General features: G+C 64.4%; 21 protein-coding genes. 13 read left to right on the top strand and 8 right to left on the bottom strand.

Going from position 1 to position 18,719, the window contains the following annotated elements; translation table 11 throughout:
- Position 1 precedes the first annotated feature (1 nt).
- The 4 genes from AACY13_RS08005 to AACY13_RS07990 are packed head-to-tail and all read right to left on the bottom strand — an operon-like array spanning position 2 to position 2,558.
- Positions 2-391 carry a DoxX-like family protein gene (locus AACY13_RS08005; RefSeq protein WP_339460595.1) on the bottom strand — a complete coding sequence of 130 codons (390 nt, stop codon included), beginning with the start codon at positions 389-391 and terminating at the stop codon, positions 2-4.
- The gene (locus tag AACY13_RS08000) at positions 384-818 is read right to left on the bottom strand and encodes a thiol-disulfide oxidoreductase DCC family protein (protein WP_339460594.1); all 435 of its coding nucleotides are present in this window, start codon (positions 816-818) and stop codon (positions 384-386) included. The genes AACY13_RS08005 and AACY13_RS08000 overlap by 8 nt, the downstream gene beginning before the upstream one ends.
- Positions 819-843: 25 nt before the next feature.
- Positions 844-1,419, bottom strand: coding sequence for a DUF1287 domain-containing protein (locus tag AACY13_RS07995; protein WP_339460592.1), 576 nt, complete (start codon positions 1,417-1,419; stop codon positions 844-846).
- 23 nt (positions 1,420-1,442) lie between these two features.
- Positions 1,443-2,558 (bottom strand): ATP-NAD kinase family protein, encoded by a 1,116-nt coding sequence (locus tag AACY13_RS07990; protein ID WP_339460591.1) that lies wholly within the window; start codon positions 2,556-2,558, stop codon positions 1,443-1,445.
- 153 nt (positions 2,559-2,711) lie between these two features.
- Here AACY13_RS07990 and AACY13_RS07985 point away from each other — a divergent pair, with 153 nt between their 5' ends.
- Positions 2,712-2,873: a PA1571 family protein gene (locus AACY13_RS07985; RefSeq protein WP_339460589.1), complete on the top strand. Its 162-nt coding sequence runs from the start codon at positions 2,712-2,714 to the stop codon at positions 2,871-2,873.
- Positions 2,874-2,962: 89 nt separating this feature from the next.
- Here AACY13_RS07985 and pdxB read toward each other — a convergent pair whose 3' ends face one another.
- Positions 2,963-4,108, bottom strand: coding sequence for a 4-phosphoerythronate dehydrogenase PdxB (gene pdxB / locus AACY13_RS07980; RefSeq protein WP_339460587.1), 1,146 nt, complete (start codon positions 4,106-4,108; stop codon positions 2,963-2,965).
- Between the two features lie 180 nt (positions 4,109-4,288).
- On the opposite strand from pdxB, the gene AACY13_RS07975 reads away from it, so the two are divergent.
- Positions 4,289-5,668: an MATE family efflux transporter gene (locus tag AACY13_RS07975; protein ID WP_339460586.1), complete on the top strand. Its 1,380-nt coding sequence runs from the start codon at positions 4,289-4,291 to the stop codon at positions 5,666-5,668.
- On the top strand, positions 5,668-6,750 hold the full coding sequence (locus tag AACY13_RS07970) for a DUF3080 family protein (protein ID WP_339460585.1): 1,083 nt from the start codon (positions 5,668-5,670) through the stop codon (positions 6,748-6,750). The genes AACY13_RS07975 and AACY13_RS07970 overlap by 1 nt, the downstream gene beginning before the upstream one ends.
- Here the strand turns inward: AACY13_RS07970 and AACY13_RS07965 are convergent.
- Positions 6,708-7,163 (bottom strand): gamma-glutamylcyclotransferase family protein, encoded by a 456-nt coding sequence (locus tag AACY13_RS07965; protein WP_339460584.1) that lies wholly within the window; start codon positions 7,161-7,163, stop codon positions 6,708-6,710. The two genes, AACY13_RS07970 and AACY13_RS07965, sit on opposite strands and share 43 nt — an antisense overlap.
- The gene (gene tusA, locus AACY13_RS07960; protein ID WP_339460583.1) at positions 7,163-7,414 is read right to left on the bottom strand and encodes a sulfurtransferase TusA; all 252 of its coding nucleotides are present in this window, start codon (positions 7,412-7,414) and stop codon (positions 7,163-7,165) included. Before tusA ends, AACY13_RS07965 begins: the two co-directional genes overlap by 1 nt.
- A gap of 146 nt (positions 7,415-7,560) precedes the next feature.
- On the opposite strand from tusA, the gene AACY13_RS07955 reads away from it, so the two are divergent.
- Complete coding sequence (locus AACY13_RS07955; RefSeq protein WP_339460581.1) at positions 7,561-9,102, top strand: alpha/beta hydrolase family protein; 1,542 nt, start codon at positions 7,561-7,563, stop codon at positions 9,100-9,102.
- A gap of 311 nt (positions 9,103-9,413) precedes the next feature.
- Here AACY13_RS07955 and rlmM read toward each other — a convergent pair whose 3' ends face one another.
- Positions 9,414-10,469 carry a 23S rRNA (cytidine(2498)-2'-O)-methyltransferase RlmM gene (rlmM, locus tag AACY13_RS07950; RefSeq protein WP_339460964.1) on the bottom strand — a complete coding sequence of 352 codons (1,056 nt, stop codon included), beginning with the start codon at positions 10,467-10,469 and terminating at the stop codon, positions 9,414-9,416.
- A gap of 263 nt (positions 10,470-10,732) precedes the next feature.
- Here rlmM and acnA point away from each other — a divergent pair, with 263 nt between their 5' ends.
- The 9 genes from acnA to AACY13_RS07905 all read left to right on the top strand — a co-directional run bounded on the left by acnA (position 10,733) and on the right by AACY13_RS07905 (position 18,717).
- Entirely contained in the window at positions 10,733-13,474 is a 2,742-nt protein-coding gene (acnA, locus tag AACY13_RS07945; protein ID WP_339460579.1) for an aconitate hydratase AcnA, read from the top strand.
- A 200-nt stretch (positions 13,475-13,674) separates the two neighbouring features.
- Complete coding sequence (locus AACY13_RS07940; protein ID WP_339460577.1) at positions 13,675-15,240, top strand: methyl-accepting chemotaxis protein; 1,566 nt, start codon at positions 13,675-13,677, stop codon at positions 15,238-15,240.
- Positions 15,241-15,489: 249 nt separating this feature from the next.
- A complete protein-coding gene (locus AACY13_RS07935) occupies positions 15,490-16,032 on the top strand; it encodes a DinB family protein (protein ID WP_339460575.1) in 543 nt (180 codons plus the stop codon).
- A gap of 138 nt (positions 16,033-16,170) precedes the next feature.
- The gene (locus AACY13_RS07930) at positions 16,171-16,569 is read left to right on the top strand and encodes a GFA family protein (RefSeq protein ID WP_339460574.1); all 399 of its coding nucleotides are present in this window, start codon (positions 16,171-16,173) and stop codon (positions 16,567-16,569) included.
- Between the two features lie 91 nt (positions 16,570-16,660).
- Positions 16,661-16,978: an antibiotic biosynthesis monooxygenase family protein gene (locus AACY13_RS07925; protein WP_339460572.1), complete on the top strand. Its 318-nt coding sequence runs from the start codon at positions 16,661-16,663 to the stop codon at positions 16,976-16,978.
- Between the two features lie 79 nt (positions 16,979-17,057).
- Complete coding sequence (locus AACY13_RS07920; RefSeq protein ID WP_339460571.1) at positions 17,058-17,282, top strand: DUF6429 family protein; 225 nt, start codon at positions 17,058-17,060, stop codon at positions 17,280-17,282.
- A 67-nt stretch (positions 17,283-17,349) separates the two neighbouring features.
- Positions 17,350-17,757, top strand: a complete 408-nt coding sequence (locus AACY13_RS07915; RefSeq protein WP_339460569.1) for an acyl-CoA thioesterase — start codon at positions 17,350-17,352, stop codon at positions 17,755-17,757.
- 158 nt (positions 17,758-17,915) lie between these two features.
- Positions 17,916-18,347: an MAPEG family protein gene (locus AACY13_RS07910; RefSeq protein WP_339460568.1), complete on the top strand. Its 432-nt coding sequence runs from the start codon at positions 17,916-17,918 to the stop codon at positions 18,345-18,347.
- A 40-nt stretch (positions 18,348-18,387) separates the two neighbouring features.
- Positions 18,388-18,717 carry a hypothetical protein gene (locus AACY13_RS07905; RefSeq protein ID WP_339460565.1) on the top strand — a complete coding sequence of 110 codons (330 nt, stop codon included), beginning with the start codon at positions 18,388-18,390 and terminating at the stop codon, positions 18,715-18,717.
- Positions 18,718-18,719 lie beyond the last annotated feature (2 nt).

The following is an 18,719-nucleotide window of genomic DNA, read 5'->3' as shown; positions in this document are numbered from 1 at the left end:
GTTAATAAGGAGGCGATTGCGGCGTTTCCGCCCGCCAGGCCACCCAACACAGGGCCAGGGCGGCGAGATTGGTGGTCAGCGGATTGAACGCCTGCAGCAGTAGATGGGGGCTGAATAGCGCCACATCAAGCAGCAGCCCAATCAACAGCACGCCGGCCAGCAGCAAGGGCCAGCGCCGACGCCGCCAAAGCAGCGACAGCCCCAGGATGATTTCCGCCAGACCGGCGATGCCCGCCACCCACTCGGGGGCTGGCAGATTATGGGCCTGGATCATCGCCAGCTCATCCGGGCTTAACCAGAGGATCTTCGGCACCAGGCCGTGCCAGATAAATACCAGCGCCAAACTGATGCGGGCGATCCAGGCGATCTGCCTTAGACGTGGATCATTCATGCAGGAAGCGCCGGGCATGGTCGGCGCTTGGCAGCAGGCAGCTGTCGTAACGTCCGAACAGCCGGTAGCGATTGAGCGCAATACGGTCATAGCACCAGTCGCGCACAGGCCGCGGCACCAGCCGCAGCCAGGCCAGGTGCCGCCAAGCTCCGGGTAGCTGGGCGACGATGCGCAGCACGGCATCCGAACGCAGCAGCATCTGCCCGTTCTCGATCAGCGCCATGCTGTCGAAATGATCCGTCGGCAAACCACCCCAGGCCAATAGCGCCTGGCCTTCGGCCGACTGCACCGAGGCCAGGCGAAAGTGCAACGCGTGGTCATGACGGATCAGAAACCTGGCCCAACCGTTGCACAGCTTGCACACCCCATCAAACAGCACCACGCGCTCGCCGGGCTGGATAAAGGGTGGAGGTGTTTGCGCCTGCATGCCCAACTCCTGTCTGCCCGCCTTATCAGCCAACGGGAATACGATAATGGCCGGTAATCTTGAAGCCGAAGAGGATGTCCTCTTCCTGGGTGCCGCGGCCGATATTGTGCAGCACCAGGGGAACGCCGCTAGCCGCCTGACGGTCGCTGATAATGCCGATATGGCCCAGGCCGCCGCCCAGATCCCAGGTGACGATATCGCCGGGGCGATGCCCCTCTGCATCCCGGCCAGGCAGCAGCGCCCAGCCCTGGCGCTTGAACCAGGTCATCAGGTTGGGCACGCGGCGATGATCGATATTGCGGTCGGGCCGGCTGAGTCCCCAGTTCTTTGGGTACAGCGCAAAATTCGCGCGCATGTCCTGGTGCACCGCCTGCTGCAAGTCGAGGCCCTGTTGGCGCAGCGCGCGAATCAGCACATCGGTACAGACGCCGGTGTTGGGCGGTACATCGCCATTGGGGTAACTCAAACGGCGGTAGCTCGGGTCATAGCCCAGGGTCACGCCGACCTGCTGGCGGGCAGCCGTGACCAGGGCATCGGGTTGCAGCGCCCAGACCTGGGTGCTCAGCAGAATACTCACTGCAAACAGCAGAATCGCCCGCATAACGCCTCCTTAGCAGTTCAGCACTACTTGCCCACCGGATACAGCAGCTCTTCCTTATAACCGGCCCACACCCGCACCACATCGGGGAAGGCATCATCCAGCGCCGTATCGCCGCTGTCCACCAGCAGCGGCCGGCCTTCCAGGGTGCCGAGTTTGCGCTTGGTGGCGACCACGCGCAGGTGCTCAAGGCCGATGGCGCGCAGCACCCGTGGACTAATCTGCTGGTTGCCGCGGCCGATGATATGGCCCTGGCCACCGATGGCCGTGACCAGCAGGCGCGCCGGGTGGCCGTCCACCAGTTCGAACAGCTGCGCCTCGGTTACATCGCCGGCCAGCAGTTGGCCATTCTCGATCACATCGACGCCGAGCAAGGTGGTTTGCACCCCCAGGTTCTGCGCCAGGCCGTGCAGGGTCGAACCGGGGCCGAACACGTAGCGCACATCGGTTTCCCAGCTGTCCTGCAGCCAGTCGGCCAGATCGCTGAGCACCAGCTCTTCGGACTCCACGCCGCCCTGCTTGACCTGCTGCACATAACCGCCTTCCTGCGGCACCGTCAGCTCGCCGTACCAGCGCGCCGTGACCTTGCCTTCACGCAGGGCGCTTTCATCGATATCGCGCACCTCGCCATTGCTCAGGCGCACCAGGCCGCCTTCGATCAGCCGCGCAGTCAATTCGCCGGCCGCCCGCGGGCTTATGGCGTAGACCCCGGACTGGATCTTCACCCCGGCCGGAATCCCCAGCACCGGTTGACCCTCGCGCACCGCCGCGCAGATATCCCGCGCCGTGCCGTCGCCACCGGCGAACAGAATCAAGGCCACCCCGGCATCCTGCAGCCGTTCGGCGGCCTGGCGGGTATCGGCGGCGCTGCTCGGGCCCGCGCCCAGCTCGCCGACCACACGGTGGGTAAAGCCCATCTCGGCCAGCAGATCGGCCCCCATGGCACCCGGGAAAGTGACAAATTCCAGGCGTTCGCGCAGCGGCAACAGCACCTCAAGGGCGGTTTGCGTACGCAGCGCCGACTTCGCCTCGACGCCCAGGGCCAAGGCCTGCTCCGCCATGCCGTCACTGCCCTTGAACCCCGCCGGGCCACCCAGCCCGGCCACGGGATTAATGATCAGACCAATATGAAAAAGCCCCATAACACCCTCTTGTTCAATACCTGCCAGCGCCCTGGCACAGTGCCCACTACAGCTGATGTCCCTGTGCCCTGCGCCGCTTTGTTGCCGTCGCAGTTGTCATAGTGTTTTCATCTAATATTCATAAACTCGCGCCAATCGATAAGGAGACCCGCCATGCACCGCTCGCCACAGAACTCGCACAAACCCGCAGCCATGCCGATTGGCGGCTTTGTCATCGATGCCCGGGGCCGCGAAATCCCGATCACCGAAGAAATGATCCAGCAGGCCTGCAGCGCGCTGGAAAAAGCCCAGCAGCCGGCGGCCAAGCGTAAGTAAGTTTCCCAGCAGGGCAGTGTTGCAGGGGTGGATGAGGTTTTTCATCCACCCTTAAGGGCACAGAGGGTGGATAGATGCAGCGCCACCCCCTACCCTCTCAGCTGCGCACCCAACGCTTGCACCAGGCTGGCCAAGGCCGGCGCATGTCCCTTCACGTACACCTCCAGCCCGTCGATCTCGCGACGCATCGGGTAGTGCTTGCGCAGCCCGTCGAAGGCCGCGCGGCGGGTTGCAGCATCGCCCTGCAGGCTGCGGCGAAAATCCGCATCGTCGCGACGCGGGTCGTACACCGCGCGGCAGATGCTGGCCAGGGCCCAGGCCGGATCGGCGCTGGCATCGAGGGTCAATGCGCTGAGCCAGGGCGCGGGCATCAGCTGCGCCAGTTCGATGCTGGGCGCAACGCCCAGGTGCTGGCACAGCGCCTGATAGATCTGCGCGGTGCCGCGCAGCTTGCCGTCCAGACTGTAGCCGGCGATATGCGGGGTGGCGATGCGGCACAGCGCGGCCAGCTCGACATCCGCCTGCGGCTCGCCCTCCCAGACGTCCAGCACCACCTGCAGATCGCTGCGCTGCGCCAGTAACTCGCGCAATGCCCGGTTATCCACCACCGCGCCGCGGCTGGCGTTGATCAGCCAGCTGCCCGGCATGAGTGCGGCCAGGCGCGCGGCGTCGAACAGATGATGGGTGGGATGCTCGCCCAGCCGCTCCAGCGGCGTATGCAGGCTGATCACGTCACACTCGGCCAGCACCTGCTGCAGGCTGACGAAATCGCCACCCTCGGCCGCCTGGCGTGGCGGGTCACAGACCAGCACGCGCCAGCCCAGGCCGCGCAGCACCTTGAGCAGACGACTGCCGACCTGGCCGGCCCCGACCACCCCATAGGTGCGGCCAGCCAGGTCGACCCCCTGCTGCTCGGCCAGTACCAGCAGGCTGCCCAGCACATAGTCGACCACGCCGCGGGCATTGCAGCCCGGCGCACTGGCCCAGGCGATGCCGGCCTGCTGGAAGTAGTCGAGATCCAGATGGTCGGTGCCGATGGTGCAGGTGCCAACAAACTTAACTGCCGAGCCCTCCAGCAGCGCACGGTCGACATGGGTCACCGAGCGCACCAGCAGCAGGTCGGCAGCGGCGACTGCGGCCGCATCGATGCCGCGGCCGGGCAAGCGGCGGATCTCGCCGAAACCGGCGAAGAATTCATCAAGCAGGGGGATGTTTTCGTCAGCGACTATGAGCATGTAGGACTCCGCAAATCAGGCCGGCATTCTAACAGGCCGTCGCGGCGCTCGGCGCGCGGTATGCAGCGGCATGCGCCTGCACCTGCGCCGCCCTTAAAACAATCCGCGCCGCGCTTTCCTGACCGAGCCGTCAAGGCGTAGACTGCGCGGTTTCCCGACACCCTGCCGGATACTCCCCCCATGCTTGCCCAAACCCGCCTGCAACGCGCCGGCACCGAGATGTGCAGCCTGCTGAAGCTGGCCACGCCGATCATCATTGCCCAACTGGCGCACACCGCCATGGGCTTCGTCGACACCGTGATGGCGGGTCGCGTCAGCCCGCAGGATCTGGCGGCGGTGGCGCTGGGCAACTCGATCTGGGTGCCGGTGTTTCTGCTGATGACCGGCATCCTGCTGGCCACCACACCGAAGGTTGCGCAACGCTTCGGAGCCGGTGCCCAGGGCGAAATCGGCCCGCTGGTGCGCCAGGCCCTGTGGCTGGCGCTGGCGGTGGGAATGGCCGCCGCCACCCTGCTGTGGAATGCCGAAATCATCCTGACCCTGATGAATGTCGACCCCGGCCTGATCGAGCCGTCCATGGGCTACCTGCGCGCCGTGGCCTGCGGCTTCCCGGCGGTGGCGCTGTACCACGTGCTGCGCTGCTTCAGCGACGGCCTCGGCCACACCCGACCGAGCATGATCCTCGGCCTGTGCGGCCTGGCGCTGAATATCCCGCTCAATTACATCTTTATCTACGGCAAGCTCGGCCTGCCGGCCATGGGCGGCGTCGGCTGCGGCTGGGCCACCGCGCTGGTGATGGGCTTTATGTTCCTGAGCATGCTCTGGTGGGTGAAATGGGCCCCGTTCTACCAGCCGAGCAAAATCTTCAGCCACTTCGAATGGCCGCAATGGCCGGTGCTCAAGCGTCTGCTTTCGGTCGGCCTGCCGATCGGCATCGCGGTATTCGCCGAGTCGAGCATCTTCGCCGTGATCGCCCTGCTGATCGGCGGCCTGGGGGCCACCGTGGTGGCCGGCCACCAGATCGCCCTCAATTTCAGCTCCATGGTGTTTATGATCCCCTACTCCCTGGGCATGGCAGCCACTGTGCGCGTCGGTCAGGCCCTGGGCCGCGGCGAGCCCCGCGAGGCGCGCTTTGCCGCCGGCGTGAGCATGGCGGCGGCCCTGGGCTACGCCTGCCTGTCGGCCAGCCTGATGTTGCTGCTGCGCGAGCAGATCGCGCAGATCTACAGCCCTGATCCTGCGGTCATCGCGGTGGCCACCACCCTGCTGATCTACTCGGCGCTGTTCCAGTTTTCCGACGCCATCCAGGTCACCGCCGCCGGAGCCCTGCGCGGCTACCAGGACACTCGGGTAACCATGATCCTGACCCTGTTCGCCTACTGGGGTATCGGCCTGCCGGTGGGTTACGCCCTGGGCCTGTCCGATTGGCTCGGCGAGCCCAGCGGCCCGAGCGGGCTCTGGCAAGGCCTGGTGGTGGGCCTGACCTGCGCCGGCGGCATGCTTGCGGTGCGCCTGGCCGGCAGCGCGCGCAAACGCATCCGGGCCGCTAAGATGGCCTGATGATCGCCCGCCTGCTCGTCCTCGTTGCCCTCGCCAGCCTCTGCGCCTGCAGCCCAGGGGACAGCGGATTGGCGCTGCAGAACGACTACCTGCAGCGCCTGAGCAACGCCCTCGACGAACCCCGCCCCGAAGGCTTCGACAGCGCCCAGCTGCCGCGGTATCGGATGCCGGCGCGGCGCGAGCGGCTGATCGCGATTGCCGAGGTGCGCATCAGCCTGCTCGACCTGCTGATCGATGTGCGCCGCTGCCCCACCCTGCAACAGCAGATCAGCCTGCGCAACAGCAGCCTGGGCAAGCAGCTGACGCCCAGCAGCCGCCTGGCCTATGAAGGCGAGCTGCTGCGCGCCATAGATGCCTGCGCCGCGCATATGCGCGGCAGCGACGATCCGGCGCTGGGCCAGACCCTCGAGGCCCTGGCCGCGGCCAAACGCCAGCAACTGCCTGCGGTGTACTGGAATGCCCTCAATGGCAGCACCGAAGTCGAGCGCTACCTGCGCTTTGCCGAGACCGCGCTGCCGGCCGAGGCCGGCGAAGACAACGCCGCCCTGGAGGCCCTGGCGCAACTGGCCGAGATCGGCAGCGCCCTGCCCGAGCGCCTGCCGCCGCCGGCGACGCAGCTCGACGCGCTGTTCTTCGCCCTGCATGCCAGCGACCAGGGCGGTCAGCTGATCACCAGCCTGGCCAGCCTGACCCACAGCCTCGAACAAGGCAGCCAGCTGCTGGAGAGCCGGCAACAGCGGCGGCCGCTCTGCCCCACCGGGCAAGCCACGGCCCGCGCCCGCGTTGTGCAGAATATCTTCGTCAAGTATTACGCCGGCAGCCTGCAACCCTATCTGGCGCAGGTCCATCGCCGCGGACAGAGCTGGAGCGCCAGCCTGCGCCGGATTGGCAGCACGGCGCAGATCCCGGCGGCAGCCCGCGACTATCTGCTGCAACTGAGCGCCGAGGAGGCCTCGCTCTGGGCCGACTTCGAACGCGCCACCGCGCGCCATGTGCGCAGCTGGCAGGCCACCCTGAAAAGCTGCGGCCTGGCTCCCGGTCAGTCGGGGTGGAAGGGCAACGCCGCCAGCGCCGACCAGTAGCGCTCGGACAACAGCTCGCGGCCAGCCAGCAGGTGGGCCAGGTAATCGGCGCTGGGCAACAGGCCCTCGACGCGAAAGACCGGATTGGCGATATACACCCAGGCCGGCTGCACGCCGTGGTTCGTCATGACCGGCATGCACTCGCGGCTGTAATAGATCGGCGTGCCTTCGAAATGGTCCAGCTTGGCGATCTCATCAGCATCCTGCAGGCGATAGAGCACGCCCTCCACCACGCCGTCGCGCTGATGGCGGATATTGGCGTAGGCACGCCCCGGCGCTCGGTCCATGGCGCGCTTGTTGAAACACAGGCCGTAGCCGGGCAAACGCCCGGGCAGCACCTCGACCACGCTCAGGCCGCGAGCCTGCATGCGCGCCGGGTTCATATTCGAGCCGTAGGCGAAGTACCAATTCATCAGTCAGACTTCTTGCGAATCAGGTAGAGGTAGGTCGCGCCCTCTTCGGCCTGCTCGACCAGTTCGTGGCCGAGAAACACACAGAACTTGGGGATGTCGCGGCGGGTCGAGGGGTCGGTGGCGATCACCTTGAGCAGGCCGCCGGCCGGCAGGTCGCGCACCTTGTTGTGCAGCATCATCACCGGCTCGGGGCAGTTCAGCCCGGTGGCATCGAGGGTGTCATCGGGAATGGCAGTGTTTTGCAAAGACATCGGCGGGCTCCAGTTGCAGGCCGCTATTCTGGCGCAAAGTTGACCCAAAGGTCATCTAGCAGTTCGACACAACCTTGGATGGGCAGCCGCAAGCGGCCACTTAAGGCAGGCTGCGCAGCAGCCGACCATTCCAATAAGAGCCCTTTATGCGCCTAGCCCTGCTACTCGCCGCCCTGCTGCTCGGCGGCTGCGCCGCCCGCGACCAACTGCACGACTTCGGCACCAGCGCCGGACAGGACCTGCCCGCCCGCCACTTTGACGCGGTGATCCATGGCCGCGACGGCACCCGCCTGTCGGCCACGGTGTTCCAGCCGGCGCTCAAGGTCGGCGAGCAGGCTCCGGTGATCGTCCATACCCACGGCTGGGGCGGCTGGCGGGTCACCCGACCGAACGGCTTCTACGGCACCCAGATGATGTCCGGGCGCGCCGCCCTCAAGGCCTGGCGGGCCGGCTACTGGGTAATCAGCTACGACCAGCGCGGCTGGGGCGGCAGCGAAGGCGACATCGAAATGATGAACCCCGAGTTCGAGGTGCAGGACGCCCTGGCGGTGATCGACTGGGCCGCCGCCCACCTGCCGCGCCTGAGCATGGACGGGCCGAACGACCCCAGGGTCGGCATGCTCGGCGAAAGCTATGGCGGCGCGGTGCAGCTGCTGGCCTCGGCCGAGGACCCGCGCATCGACGCCATAGTGCCGATTGCCACCTGGTACGACCTGGGCGAGGCCCTGGCTCCGGACAGCCACCTGAAGGTCGGCTGGACCAGCGTGCTGCTCGGCCTGGGCCTGTCGACCGGCTATGACCTGGGCAAGTTCGTCCAGGCCCCCTACCTGAAAAGCATCGATGGCCGCATGCGCGAGCCGGTGCGCGCCGAGCTCAGGGCCCATAGCCTGGCCAGCTACTGCGCACGTGGCCAACGCCCGCAGGCCGATGCCCTGCTGATTCAGGGCATGCGCGACACCCTGTTCCCGCTCAACCAGGGCCTGGCGATCCGCGAGTGCCTGCAACAGGGCCAGCGCGATGTGCGCCTGCTGGGCATGCAGGGCGGGCATATCCTGCCGCCGCCGTTGCAGCGCTGGAGCGGCCTGCCGCCGTTCAACAACGAAGCGGTGCTGCACTGCGATGGCCGCGCGATCAACCTCTACCAGGCCATAGTCGCCTGGTACGAAGACAAGCTGCGCGGCCGCAGCGGGGTTGCCGCGAGCATCCCCGCGCTCTGTGTCAGCCTCGATCTGGACCAGGGCCTGGCCCTGCAGCAACTGCCGGGCAACCAGCGCATCGAACTGCCCGCCACCGCCATTCGCCCGCTCAGCAGCGGCCTGCTGCAGCCGGCGCGCTTTATCCCCTTGCAGCAGGTGCAGCAGCCCAGCGCCCTGATTGGCGTGCCGCGCCTGCTTGTGGAAAACCCCGAGCGGCTGCCGACCCTGTTTGCCGCCCTGGTGGTCCGCCGCGCCAATGGCCGCAGCGAGGTGCTGAGCGAGCAGGTCACCCCGCTCAAGGGCCGGGCCAGCACCGAACTGGCGGCGGTCAGCACGCAGTTGCATGCGGGCGATACCCTGGGTTTGCGCATCAGCGGCTTTAGCGGTCAGTACCTGTTCAACGGTTCCTGGCAGCTCTCCAGCAGCACCCTGCAAGGGGCGCTCGAACTGCCGCGCCTGCTGCCACTCGCGCAACAGCTGGTTGAAAAGTAGCCAGCAGAGGGTTCAGCTACGGGAGCGGTGTAGAGTGGATGACGGCTTTTTCATAGCCCTGTCCCATTACGCGCTGCATGGGTGTCTGGAGCTGAGCACCGTTATTTGTAGAGGTCGCAATAAGCAGGGTGCGCCATGCGCACCAACGCAGGCAGCGAACACTGGTGCGCACGGCGCACCCTACGGACCTGGGTCATCTCACACTCAGTGACAATAGCCGGATGCAACAGGCTATTGGGGCATAGCCTTTTTCATCCACCATCGATGTTGCTGGATGGGTAGCGTCATCCGCCCGGGGCCACGCCCCCGGCTTACTTACCCAGCCGGCGCAGATGGCAGGTCACTTCCTCGCGGTCGTGGTAGAGCTGCTTGCAGGCGATCGAAACCCTGATCTTGCGCTCGGCAAAGCCATCTTCGAGGCGTTGCAGCAGGCGGCGCACTTCGGCGTAGCGCTGCTTCATCGGCAACTTGAGGTTGACCACCGCCTCGCGGCAATGACCCTCGCCGATCCAGGTTTCCAGCAAGGCGGCGCTGCGTGCGGGCTTTTCGACGATATCGCAGACCATCCAGTCCACCGCCTGCTTGGGCTTCCAGGTGAAGCCGTCGACCATCAGGTGGGTCACCAGGCCGGTGTCCATCAGGCTTTCGGCCATGGGGCCGTTGTCGATGGCGGTGACCAGCATGCCGCGCTTGACCAACTGGTAGGTCCAGCCGCCTGGCGCGGCCCCGAGGTCGACCCCGGTCATCTCGTCCGACAGGCGCTCATCCCACTGCTCGCGGGGAATAAAGGTGTGCCAGGCCTCCTCCAGCTTGAGGGTCGAGCGGCTCGGCGCTTCCCGGGGGAACTTCAGGCGCGGGATGCCCATGGGCCAGATCGCCGAGTTATGCGGCTCGGCCATGCCGACGAAGACCTCGCGGCCGCTCTTGAAAGTCAGCAGCAGGCGCGGCTTCTGCGCATCCTCCACCAGTTTGCCGGCCTTGCTCAGGGCATTGCGCAGCGGGGCCTCGAACTTCTTGCAGAAGTTCGACAGCTCCTTGCCATCGTTGGTATCCAGCACCTCCAGCCACAGGCTGCCGAACACCGGCGAACCCGCCAGGTGGGCCAGCAGCACGCTGATGCGGTCCAGTTCCGGCAGGTCGATAAACACCCCGCGGGCCCACTGCCTTGGGAAAATCAGCTGATTGAAGCGCACCCCGTGCATCAGGCGCTCGGCACCGTCCGCCTCGGTGCAGATAAATTCGGCGCAGGCGGTGCTCGGCTTGGCCTTGGCATAGCCGGCCACGTCCAGGCGGGCGGCGTGTTCGGCGATTTCCGCACAGACCTCGTTCTCGAAACCGGGGCGGCAGTGCAGTAGCAAGGTAGTGATCGGCGGGGTATTCATCGGGGCTCTCCTCAAGGCGCGCATCATAGCGGACTCGGGAACCCGAAGCGCTTGCAACCTGTCCAGTGATAAGACCCGATGGTTTGTCGGCCGCGGCTTTTCCCGCAGCGCTACGCCGCTTCGAACCATTACTGGAACCCGACCTGCCGCACGCCAGCTTATGGCGCGCCTCATCGAGCGGAGCTAGGGTGAAGGCTCTGCAGCAATTAAATCCGGCTTGCACCGTGGCAAGCCTCAGGAGATGCGCAATGCCTTCCTTAGATAGCCTGAACAGTCGCCGCAGCCTCGTAGTCGGCGACCAGACCTACCACTATTTCAGCCTGCCGGAGGCGGCCAAGACCCTCGGCAATATCGACAAGTTGCCGATGTCGCTAAAAGTTCTGCTGGAGAACCTGTTGCGCTGGGAAGACGGCAAGACCGTCAGCGGCACCGATCTGCAGGCCATGGCCGACTGGCTGCAGAGCCGCAGCTCGGAACGGGAGATCCAGTACCGCCCGGCGCGCGTGCTGATGCAGGACTTCACCGGCGTGCCGGCGGTGGTCGACCTGGCCGCCATGCGCGCCGCCATGGCCAAGGCCGGCGGCGACCCGCAGAAGATCAACCCGTTGTCGCCGGTGGACCTGGTGATCGACCATTCGGTAATGGTGGATAAATTTGCCAGCGCCGCCGCCTTCGGCGAAAACGTCGCCATCGAAATGCAGCGCAACGGCGAGCGCTACGCCTTTCTGCGCTGGGGCCAACACGCCTTCGACAACTTCAGGGTGGTGCCGCCGGGCACCGGCATCTGCCACCAGGTCAACCTGGAGTACCTCGGCCGCACCGTGTGGACCAAGGAGGAAGACGGCCAGACCTTCGCCTTCCCCGACACCCTGGTCGGAACCGACTCACACACCACCATGATCAACGGCCTCGGCATCCTCGGCTGGGGCGTCGGCGGCATCGAGGCGGAGGCGGCCATGCTCGGCCAGCCGGTGTCGATGCTGATCCCCGAGGTGATCGGCTTCAAGCTGAGCGGCAAGCTCAAGGAAGGCATCACCGCCACCGACCTGGTACTCACCGTCACCCAGATGCTGCGCCGCAAGGGCGTGGTCGGCAAGTTCGTCGAGTTCCATGGCGACGGCCTCGCCGACCTGCCCCTGGCGGACCGCGCCACCATTGCCAATATGGCCCCGGAGTACGGCGCGACCTGCGGCTTCTTCCCGGTCGACGCGATCACCCTGGGCTACCTGCGCATGTCCGGCCGACCGGAGCAGAGCGTCAAACTGGTCGAGGCCTACTGCAAGGCCCAGGGCCTGTGGCGCGAACCGGGTGCCGAGCCACTGTTCAGCGACAGCCTGACCCTGGACCTGGATAGCGTCGAAGCCTGCCTGGCCGGGCCCAAGCGCCCACAGGACCGGGTCACCCTGCCCCGGGTCAAACAGGCCTTCGACGACTTTCTCGGCCTGCAACTCAAGCCCGCGGCCGGGGAAGACGCGCGCCTGCTCAACGAAGGCGGGGGCGGCACTGCGGTCGGTAGCACCACACAGACCGGCGAAGTGGACTATCACTACCAGGGCCAGACCCATCGTCTGAAGAACGGCGCGGTGGTGATCGCCGCCATCACCTCCTGCACCAACACCTCCAACCCCAGCGTGATGATGGCCGCCGGTCTGCTGGCGAAGAAGGCCATCGAAAAGGGCCTGCAACGCAAACCCTGGGTCAAAAGCTCCCTAGCCCCCGGTTCCAAGGTGGTGACCGACTACTTCAAGGCCGCCGGCCTGACCCGCTACCTGGACGAACTGGGCTTCGACCTGGTGGGTTATGGCTGCACCACCTGCATCGGCAACTCCGGCCCGCTGCTCGAACCGATCGAGCAGGCCATCCAGCAGCACGACCTGAGCGTGGCCTCGGTGCTGTCCGGCAACCGCAACTTCGAGGGCCGCGTGCACCCGCTGGTAAAAACCAACTGGCTGGCCTCGCCGCCGCTGGTGGTGGCCTACGCCCTGGCCGGCAGCGTGCGCCTGGATATCAGCCAGGAAGCCCTGGGCCTGGGCAAGGACGGCCAGCCGGTGTACCTGCGCGATATCTGGCCGAGCCAGGCGGAAATCGCCGAGGCGATCCTCAAGGTCGACACCGCCATGTTCCACAAGGAATACGCCGAGGTGTTCGCCGGCGACGCCCAGTGGCAGGCCATCGAGGTGCCGCAAGCCGCCACCTACGCCTGGCAGGACGACTCCACCTATATCCAGCATCCACCGTTCTTCGAGGACATCGCCGATGCGCCACCGCATATCGGCGACATCCACCAGGCACGCATCCTCGCCCTGCTCGGCGACTCGGTGACCACCGATCACATCTCCCCGGCCGGCAACATCAAGACAGACAGCCCGGCCGGGCGCTACCTGCGCGAACAGGGCGTAGAACCTGCGGACTTCAACTCCTACGGCTCGCGGCGCGGCAACCATGAGGTGATGATGCGCGGCACCTTCGCCAATATCCGTATCCGTAACGAGATGCTCGACGGCGAGGAAGGCGGCAACACCCTGCACCTGCCCAGCGGCGAGAAGCTGGCGATCTTTGAGGCGGCGATGCGCTACCAGGACGCCGGCACCCCGCTGCTGGTGATCGCCGGCAAGGAATACGGCACCGGTTCCAGCCGCGACTGGGCGGCCAAGGGCACCAACCTGCTCGGGGTCAAGGCGGTGATCGCCGAAAGCTTCGAGCGCATCCACCGCTCCAACCTGGTCGGCATGGGCGTGCTGCCCTTGCAGTTCATGCCCGGCCAGGACCGCAAGAGCCTGCGCCTGAGCGGCCACGAAACCCTCAGCCTCTACGGCCTGGACGGCGTCGAACTGCATCCGCATATGAAGCTAACCGTGCAAATCAGCCGCGAGGACGGCACGCGGGAAAGCTTCGAAGTGCTGTGCCGCATCGACACCCTCAACGAGGTCGAGTACTTCAAGGCCGGCGGCATTTTGCACTACGTCTTGCGCCAGCTGATCGACGGCTGAGACCAGGCAAACGGCGGGCGCGCATCGAGGCTGCGCCCGTCGTTTGCCTACGCGACGGCCCACAGGGTGACTGCCAGGGATGGCAGGTCATAAAATGTGAGGCCGTTCAATATCCAGTTACACTGCGCAGCCTGTTTTCCCGCTCAACTTCGGGCGCCTCTGGCCGATGACAAGGCATAACCCTTAGGGACAAGACACCCATGCGTAATAATCAACCGGTTACCCAGCGCGAGCGCACCTTTCCGGCCCAGCAACGCCTGATCTCCACCACCGACATCAAGGGCCAGATCACCTACTGCAACGATGCCTTCGTCGAGATCAGCGGCTTCAGCCGTGACGAGCTGCTGCGTGCGCCGCACAACCTGGTGCGCCACCCCGATGTACCGCCCGCGGTGTTCCAGCATATGTGGGACACCCTGAAAAGCGGCCGCCCGTGGATGGGTATCGTCAAGAACCGCAGCAAGAACGGCGACCACTACTGGGTCAACGCCTACGTCACGCCGGTGCTGGAAAACAACCAGGTGGTGGGCTACGAGTCCGTGCGGGTCAAACCCACCGCCGAACAGGTACGCCGTGCCGAAACCCTGTACCAGCGCATCAACGCCGGCAAGTCGGCCATCCCCAAACGCGACACCTGGCTGCCGGTGCTGCAGAACTGGCTGCCCTTTATCCTGATCAGCCAGATCGGCTTTCTGATCGGTGCCTGGCTCGACAGCAGCTGGGGTTTTCTGCTCGCCGCCGGCCTGTCCATCCCCCTCGGCCTGATCGGCCTGGTCTGGCAGAACCGCGGCCTCAAGCGCCTGCTGCAACTGGCCGAACAAGCCACCTCCGACCCGCTGATCGCGCAGATGTACACCGACAGCAGCGGCGTCCAGGCCCGCCTGGAAATGGCCATGCTCAGCCAGGACGCCCGCCTGCGCACCTGCCTGACCCGCCTGCAGGACACCGCCGAACACCTCACCAGCCAGGCCAAGCAGGCCGACGCCCTGGCCCACAACAGCTCCGTCGGGCTGGAGCGCCAGCGCCTGGAAACCGACCAGGTGGCCACCGCCATCAACGAAATGGCCGCCACCACCCTGGAAGTGGCCAGCAACGTGGCGCGCACCGCCATCGCCACCCAGGACGCCAACCGCCTGACCAGCGCCGGCCGCACCATCGCCTCGGAAACCCGTGAAGCCATTCAGCGCCTCTCCGTCTCCGTGGGCGAAACCGGAGAAACCGTCACCCGCCTGGCCCAGGACAGCAACGAGATCGGCGGCGTGGTCGACGTGATCAAGGGTATCGCCGACCAGACCAACCTGCTGGCCCTCAACGCCGCCATCGAAGCCGCCCGCGCCGGCGAAATGGGCCGCGGCTTTGCCGTGGTGGCCGACGAAGTACGCTCCCTGGCGCAGCGCACCGCCGAATCCACCGGGCAGATCCACCAACTGATCGCCAAACTGCAACGCACCGCCGAAGAAGCGGTCATGACCATGGAAATCGGCCGCAAACAGGCCGACGAAGGGGTCGAGCGCGTGCAGAAGGCCGACGACGCCCTCGCCGGCATCAGCGAAGCGGTGGCCAATATCACCGATATGGCCAACCAGATCGCCGCCGCCGCCGAAGAACAGAGCGCCGTGGCCGACGAGGTCAACCGCAGCATCACCACCATCGCCCAGCTGGCCGACCAGACCGCCAGCGAAGCCCAAAGCACCGCGCTGCTCAGCGAAGCCCTCACCACCACCGCCCAGGGCCAGTATTCCCTGGTGGAACGCTTTAACCGCTAACCCCTCCCAAAGTGCGCCGGTCTGCCGGCGCACCCTCGCCCCTCCCGCCAGCACCCTCCTCGCCACCCGGCGACGACCATTTACCCGCATTGAAGATGGACAGCCCTGCAGCGGATGGCATAGCGTCTGGCAAAGCTGCCGGGCAGCACTAAACTGCCCGGCAAAGCGGCTTGCCATGCCCGCACAGATGATTCGCCCCGTTCACTGGGACGCCCCTTAACCGAACGTCAGCCATGACAAGGAAGTTCAATGAGCCTGAAACATCAATTTAAATTACTGGCCGCCTACAACCGGTGGATTAATACCAAGGTTTATAAGGCCGCGAGCGACCTCGCCCCCATGGATTTAGCCAAAGACCGCGGGGCCTTTTTTGCTTCTATCCTGGGCACCCTAAACCACCTCATTGTTGGCGACACCATCTGGCTCAAGCGATTTGCTACACACCCGTCTTGCATCACCTCTTTGCGAGAAGTTGTAGCCCTTGCGGAGCCAACCAGTTTGAATCAGATTGTTTTTGATGACTTCAGCGACTTACATAAGCACCGCGACTGGCTCGACAAACAAATCATCGACTGGATCGACGAACTCTCCGATGGTGACCTGGATTACACCCTCAGCTACCACAACAGCAAAGGCGTGTTTACCCGCAAGGGTTACTCAAGCCTGCTCTTACATTTCTTTAACCACCAGACTCACCATCGTGGCCAGGTGTCCGCCTTGTTATCACAGGCAGGTGCCGACATTGGTGTTACAGACCTATTAGTACTGATTCCGGAAGAGCCTGATATATAACCGGCTGCGGCTGCCGAAGAACGCTTCCGCTGCTTCGCCGCTCAATAACTTCCGTCAACCATCGACAATATTCGGCGCATCTCTTGCCACTACTAGCGCCGCTAATTACACACCAACAGCACACATCAAGGAAGAACAATGAAAGGCAGTTGTTTATGCGGTGCAATCAAGTACGAAATCGATTCAATCGATATGCCTATCGGGCACTGCCACTGCAGCACCTGCAGAAAGGCGCATGCCGCCTTGGCCTGTTCAAGTGCTGGAGTACAGCGCGTCAACTTTCGCTGGTTAAACGGCCAGGACAGGCTTTCTACCTTTGCATCATCACCGGGTAAATTGCGCCACTTCTGCTCCGTTTGTGGCTCCCACCTGGTAGCCGAACGCCCTGGCCAGGCCCATGTAATTGTCCGCGTAGCAACGCTTGATGAAGACCCGGGTGTCACTCCACAAGCGCATATCTGGACATCGCATGATGTGCCATGGCTTAAATACGAAGGTGTGCCGGCATACCGGGAATGGCAACCCGACCGCAAGTGAGCCCCTAACTCGCCAAGTCGTTTTTCACGCTTAGCCGAAACGGGCTAAGGCACAGGTCTCACGCAACTATCAGGCATCTACGGAGAAAACCGTGTCGACAATCGCTGCCACACCACAACCTCCTTATTACGCCGTTATCTTTACATCTCAGCGTACCGAGGGTGATAACGGCTATGACGATATGGCAGATACCATGGTCGAGCTTGCGGCGCAGCAGCCCGGCTATCTGGGTATCGAGTCCGCGCGGGAACACCTGGGCATTACCGTTTCCTACTGGTCTGATCTCGATGCCATCAAGAACTGGAAGGCCAATGCCGAACACAGGCAGGCGCAGAAGCTCGGTCGAGAAAAATGGTATTCATCCTTTAAAGTACGGATTTCCAAGGTCGAGCGCGATTACGGTATCTAATCAGTCGAGTCGACCCTTTCAGTCGCAGGAGCGGCGTTCCTGATCGTTAGCCGCCCCTCTGGTAAGCGGAAGTACTCACATGGAATACGATGATCAAAAAATAGCCGAGGCGGTATTAGCACTGCTTGGGGTTTTTGAATTTGAGAATAGCCGCGTATGGAAACGAATTGATTTTGGCGTTATGGATGAGCTTTTTGAAAAGGGCTATATCAGCGACCCCAAGGGTAAAAGCGAATCCGTTTACTTGACGCAAGAAGGCATGCAGTTAGCCAAGCAACTGGCCGCCAAGCACTTTTCATCGTAGGCGGCCTGTATCCGTTGGGCGGCTAGAGTCCACCGGCCAACGCCAGCCCCTATAAAGGATCTACGCCATGAGCTTTACCACCCATCGAACCATTCTGTTCGGGGACTGCGACCCCGCGGGTATTGTCTATACACCGCGCATTGCCTATTTCGTGATCGAAGCGGTGCACGATTTTCTAACCCATGTACTTGGGGCGTCGGGCATTCGCGAGATTTATGCCATGGGGATTCTGCCGCCGGCGCGGGCACTGGCCATCGAGTTTCTAGCCCCCATGGCCTGGGACGAGGTGATTGAGATTCGGGTCAGCAGCACGGAGCTGGGCACCTCGTCCTTCGGTTTTCGGGTCGAGGGCCGCAATGCCGCGGCCGAGATAACGTTTCGCGCCACCCTGACCCAGGTGTGCATATCGCCGCAAAGCAAGCGCCCTGTCCCCCTGCCCCAGGCGCTGCGCGAGGCCTTGTCCGCGGTCAAGTAGAGGTGCGGAGTAACCGGCGGCGCACGCGCTGTGCATCCAGGGTTGGCCAGCCCTCTTGACGGCAACGCAGGAAACTCGACAATGCTGCCCGACAGGACGGCCAGTCTCCATGGCGCGACTCCAGTCTCTGCTTCTGCTTATTACACGGAGGTAACAGCATGCACAAAGTCGCAATTCTCTATCCGGTATTCGCCCTGGCGCTGTGGACCTGTCTGGTTCTGCTGCAGATTCCCATTGCCCGCTTCCGCGCCGCGGCCCGCCGCGAGGTGGTGGCCTGCGACTTCAAATACGGCGAGTCGGCGACGGTGCCCGCCTATGTCTGCATCCCCAACCGTAACTATATGAACCTGCTCGAGCTGCCGGTGCTGTTCTATGTCGCCTGCCTGCTGCTGTATGTCACCGATGGCGCATCGATCGCGCTGGTCGCCCTGGCCTGGGCCTATGTGGCCCTGCGCGTGCTGCACAGCCTGATTCACCTGAGCTACAACCATGTCTACCACCGGCTGATGGCATTCGCCGCCAGCAACCTGGTGCTGATTGCGCTCTGGCTGCTGGCGGCCGTCTATGTGTTCGCCCAGGCACCCGCCTAGACTGCGCCCGGCCTTACGCCCCAACCTTTCAAGGATGACCATGAACTCCCCCGCTCTCTCGCTACTGGCCGTGCTGCTGTGCGCCGCCCCTCAGGCTGGCGCATTCGAATCGGAACAGGAGCGCATCAGGCAAAAACAGGTCGAGCTCGATCAGGCCTGTGAAAGCGCCCGGGAAGTAAAGCTGCAGCCCCTGCGTGCCCAGGCCTTTGACGAGTGCATGACGGCCAAGCGCAGCACCGATACGGCCGCGGATTGCACGCGCAAGAGTGCGGAGGTCAATGGCAACAGGCTGGGCGGCAGCCCCAGATTCTATGACCTGCCGGCCTGCGAGGCGGCCTTCAAGCATCGCAAGAGCCATCCAAACCGCTGACA

Source organism: Pseudomonas sp. EA_105y_Pfl2_R69, from assembly GCF_963970915.1.
Classification (GTDB): domain Bacteria; phylum Pseudomonadota; class Gammaproteobacteria; order Pseudomonadales; family Pseudomonadaceae; genus Aquipseudomonas.
Note: the sequence above shows the minus strand (reverse complement) of the source record. Positions and strands in the feature narration are given on the sequence as shown.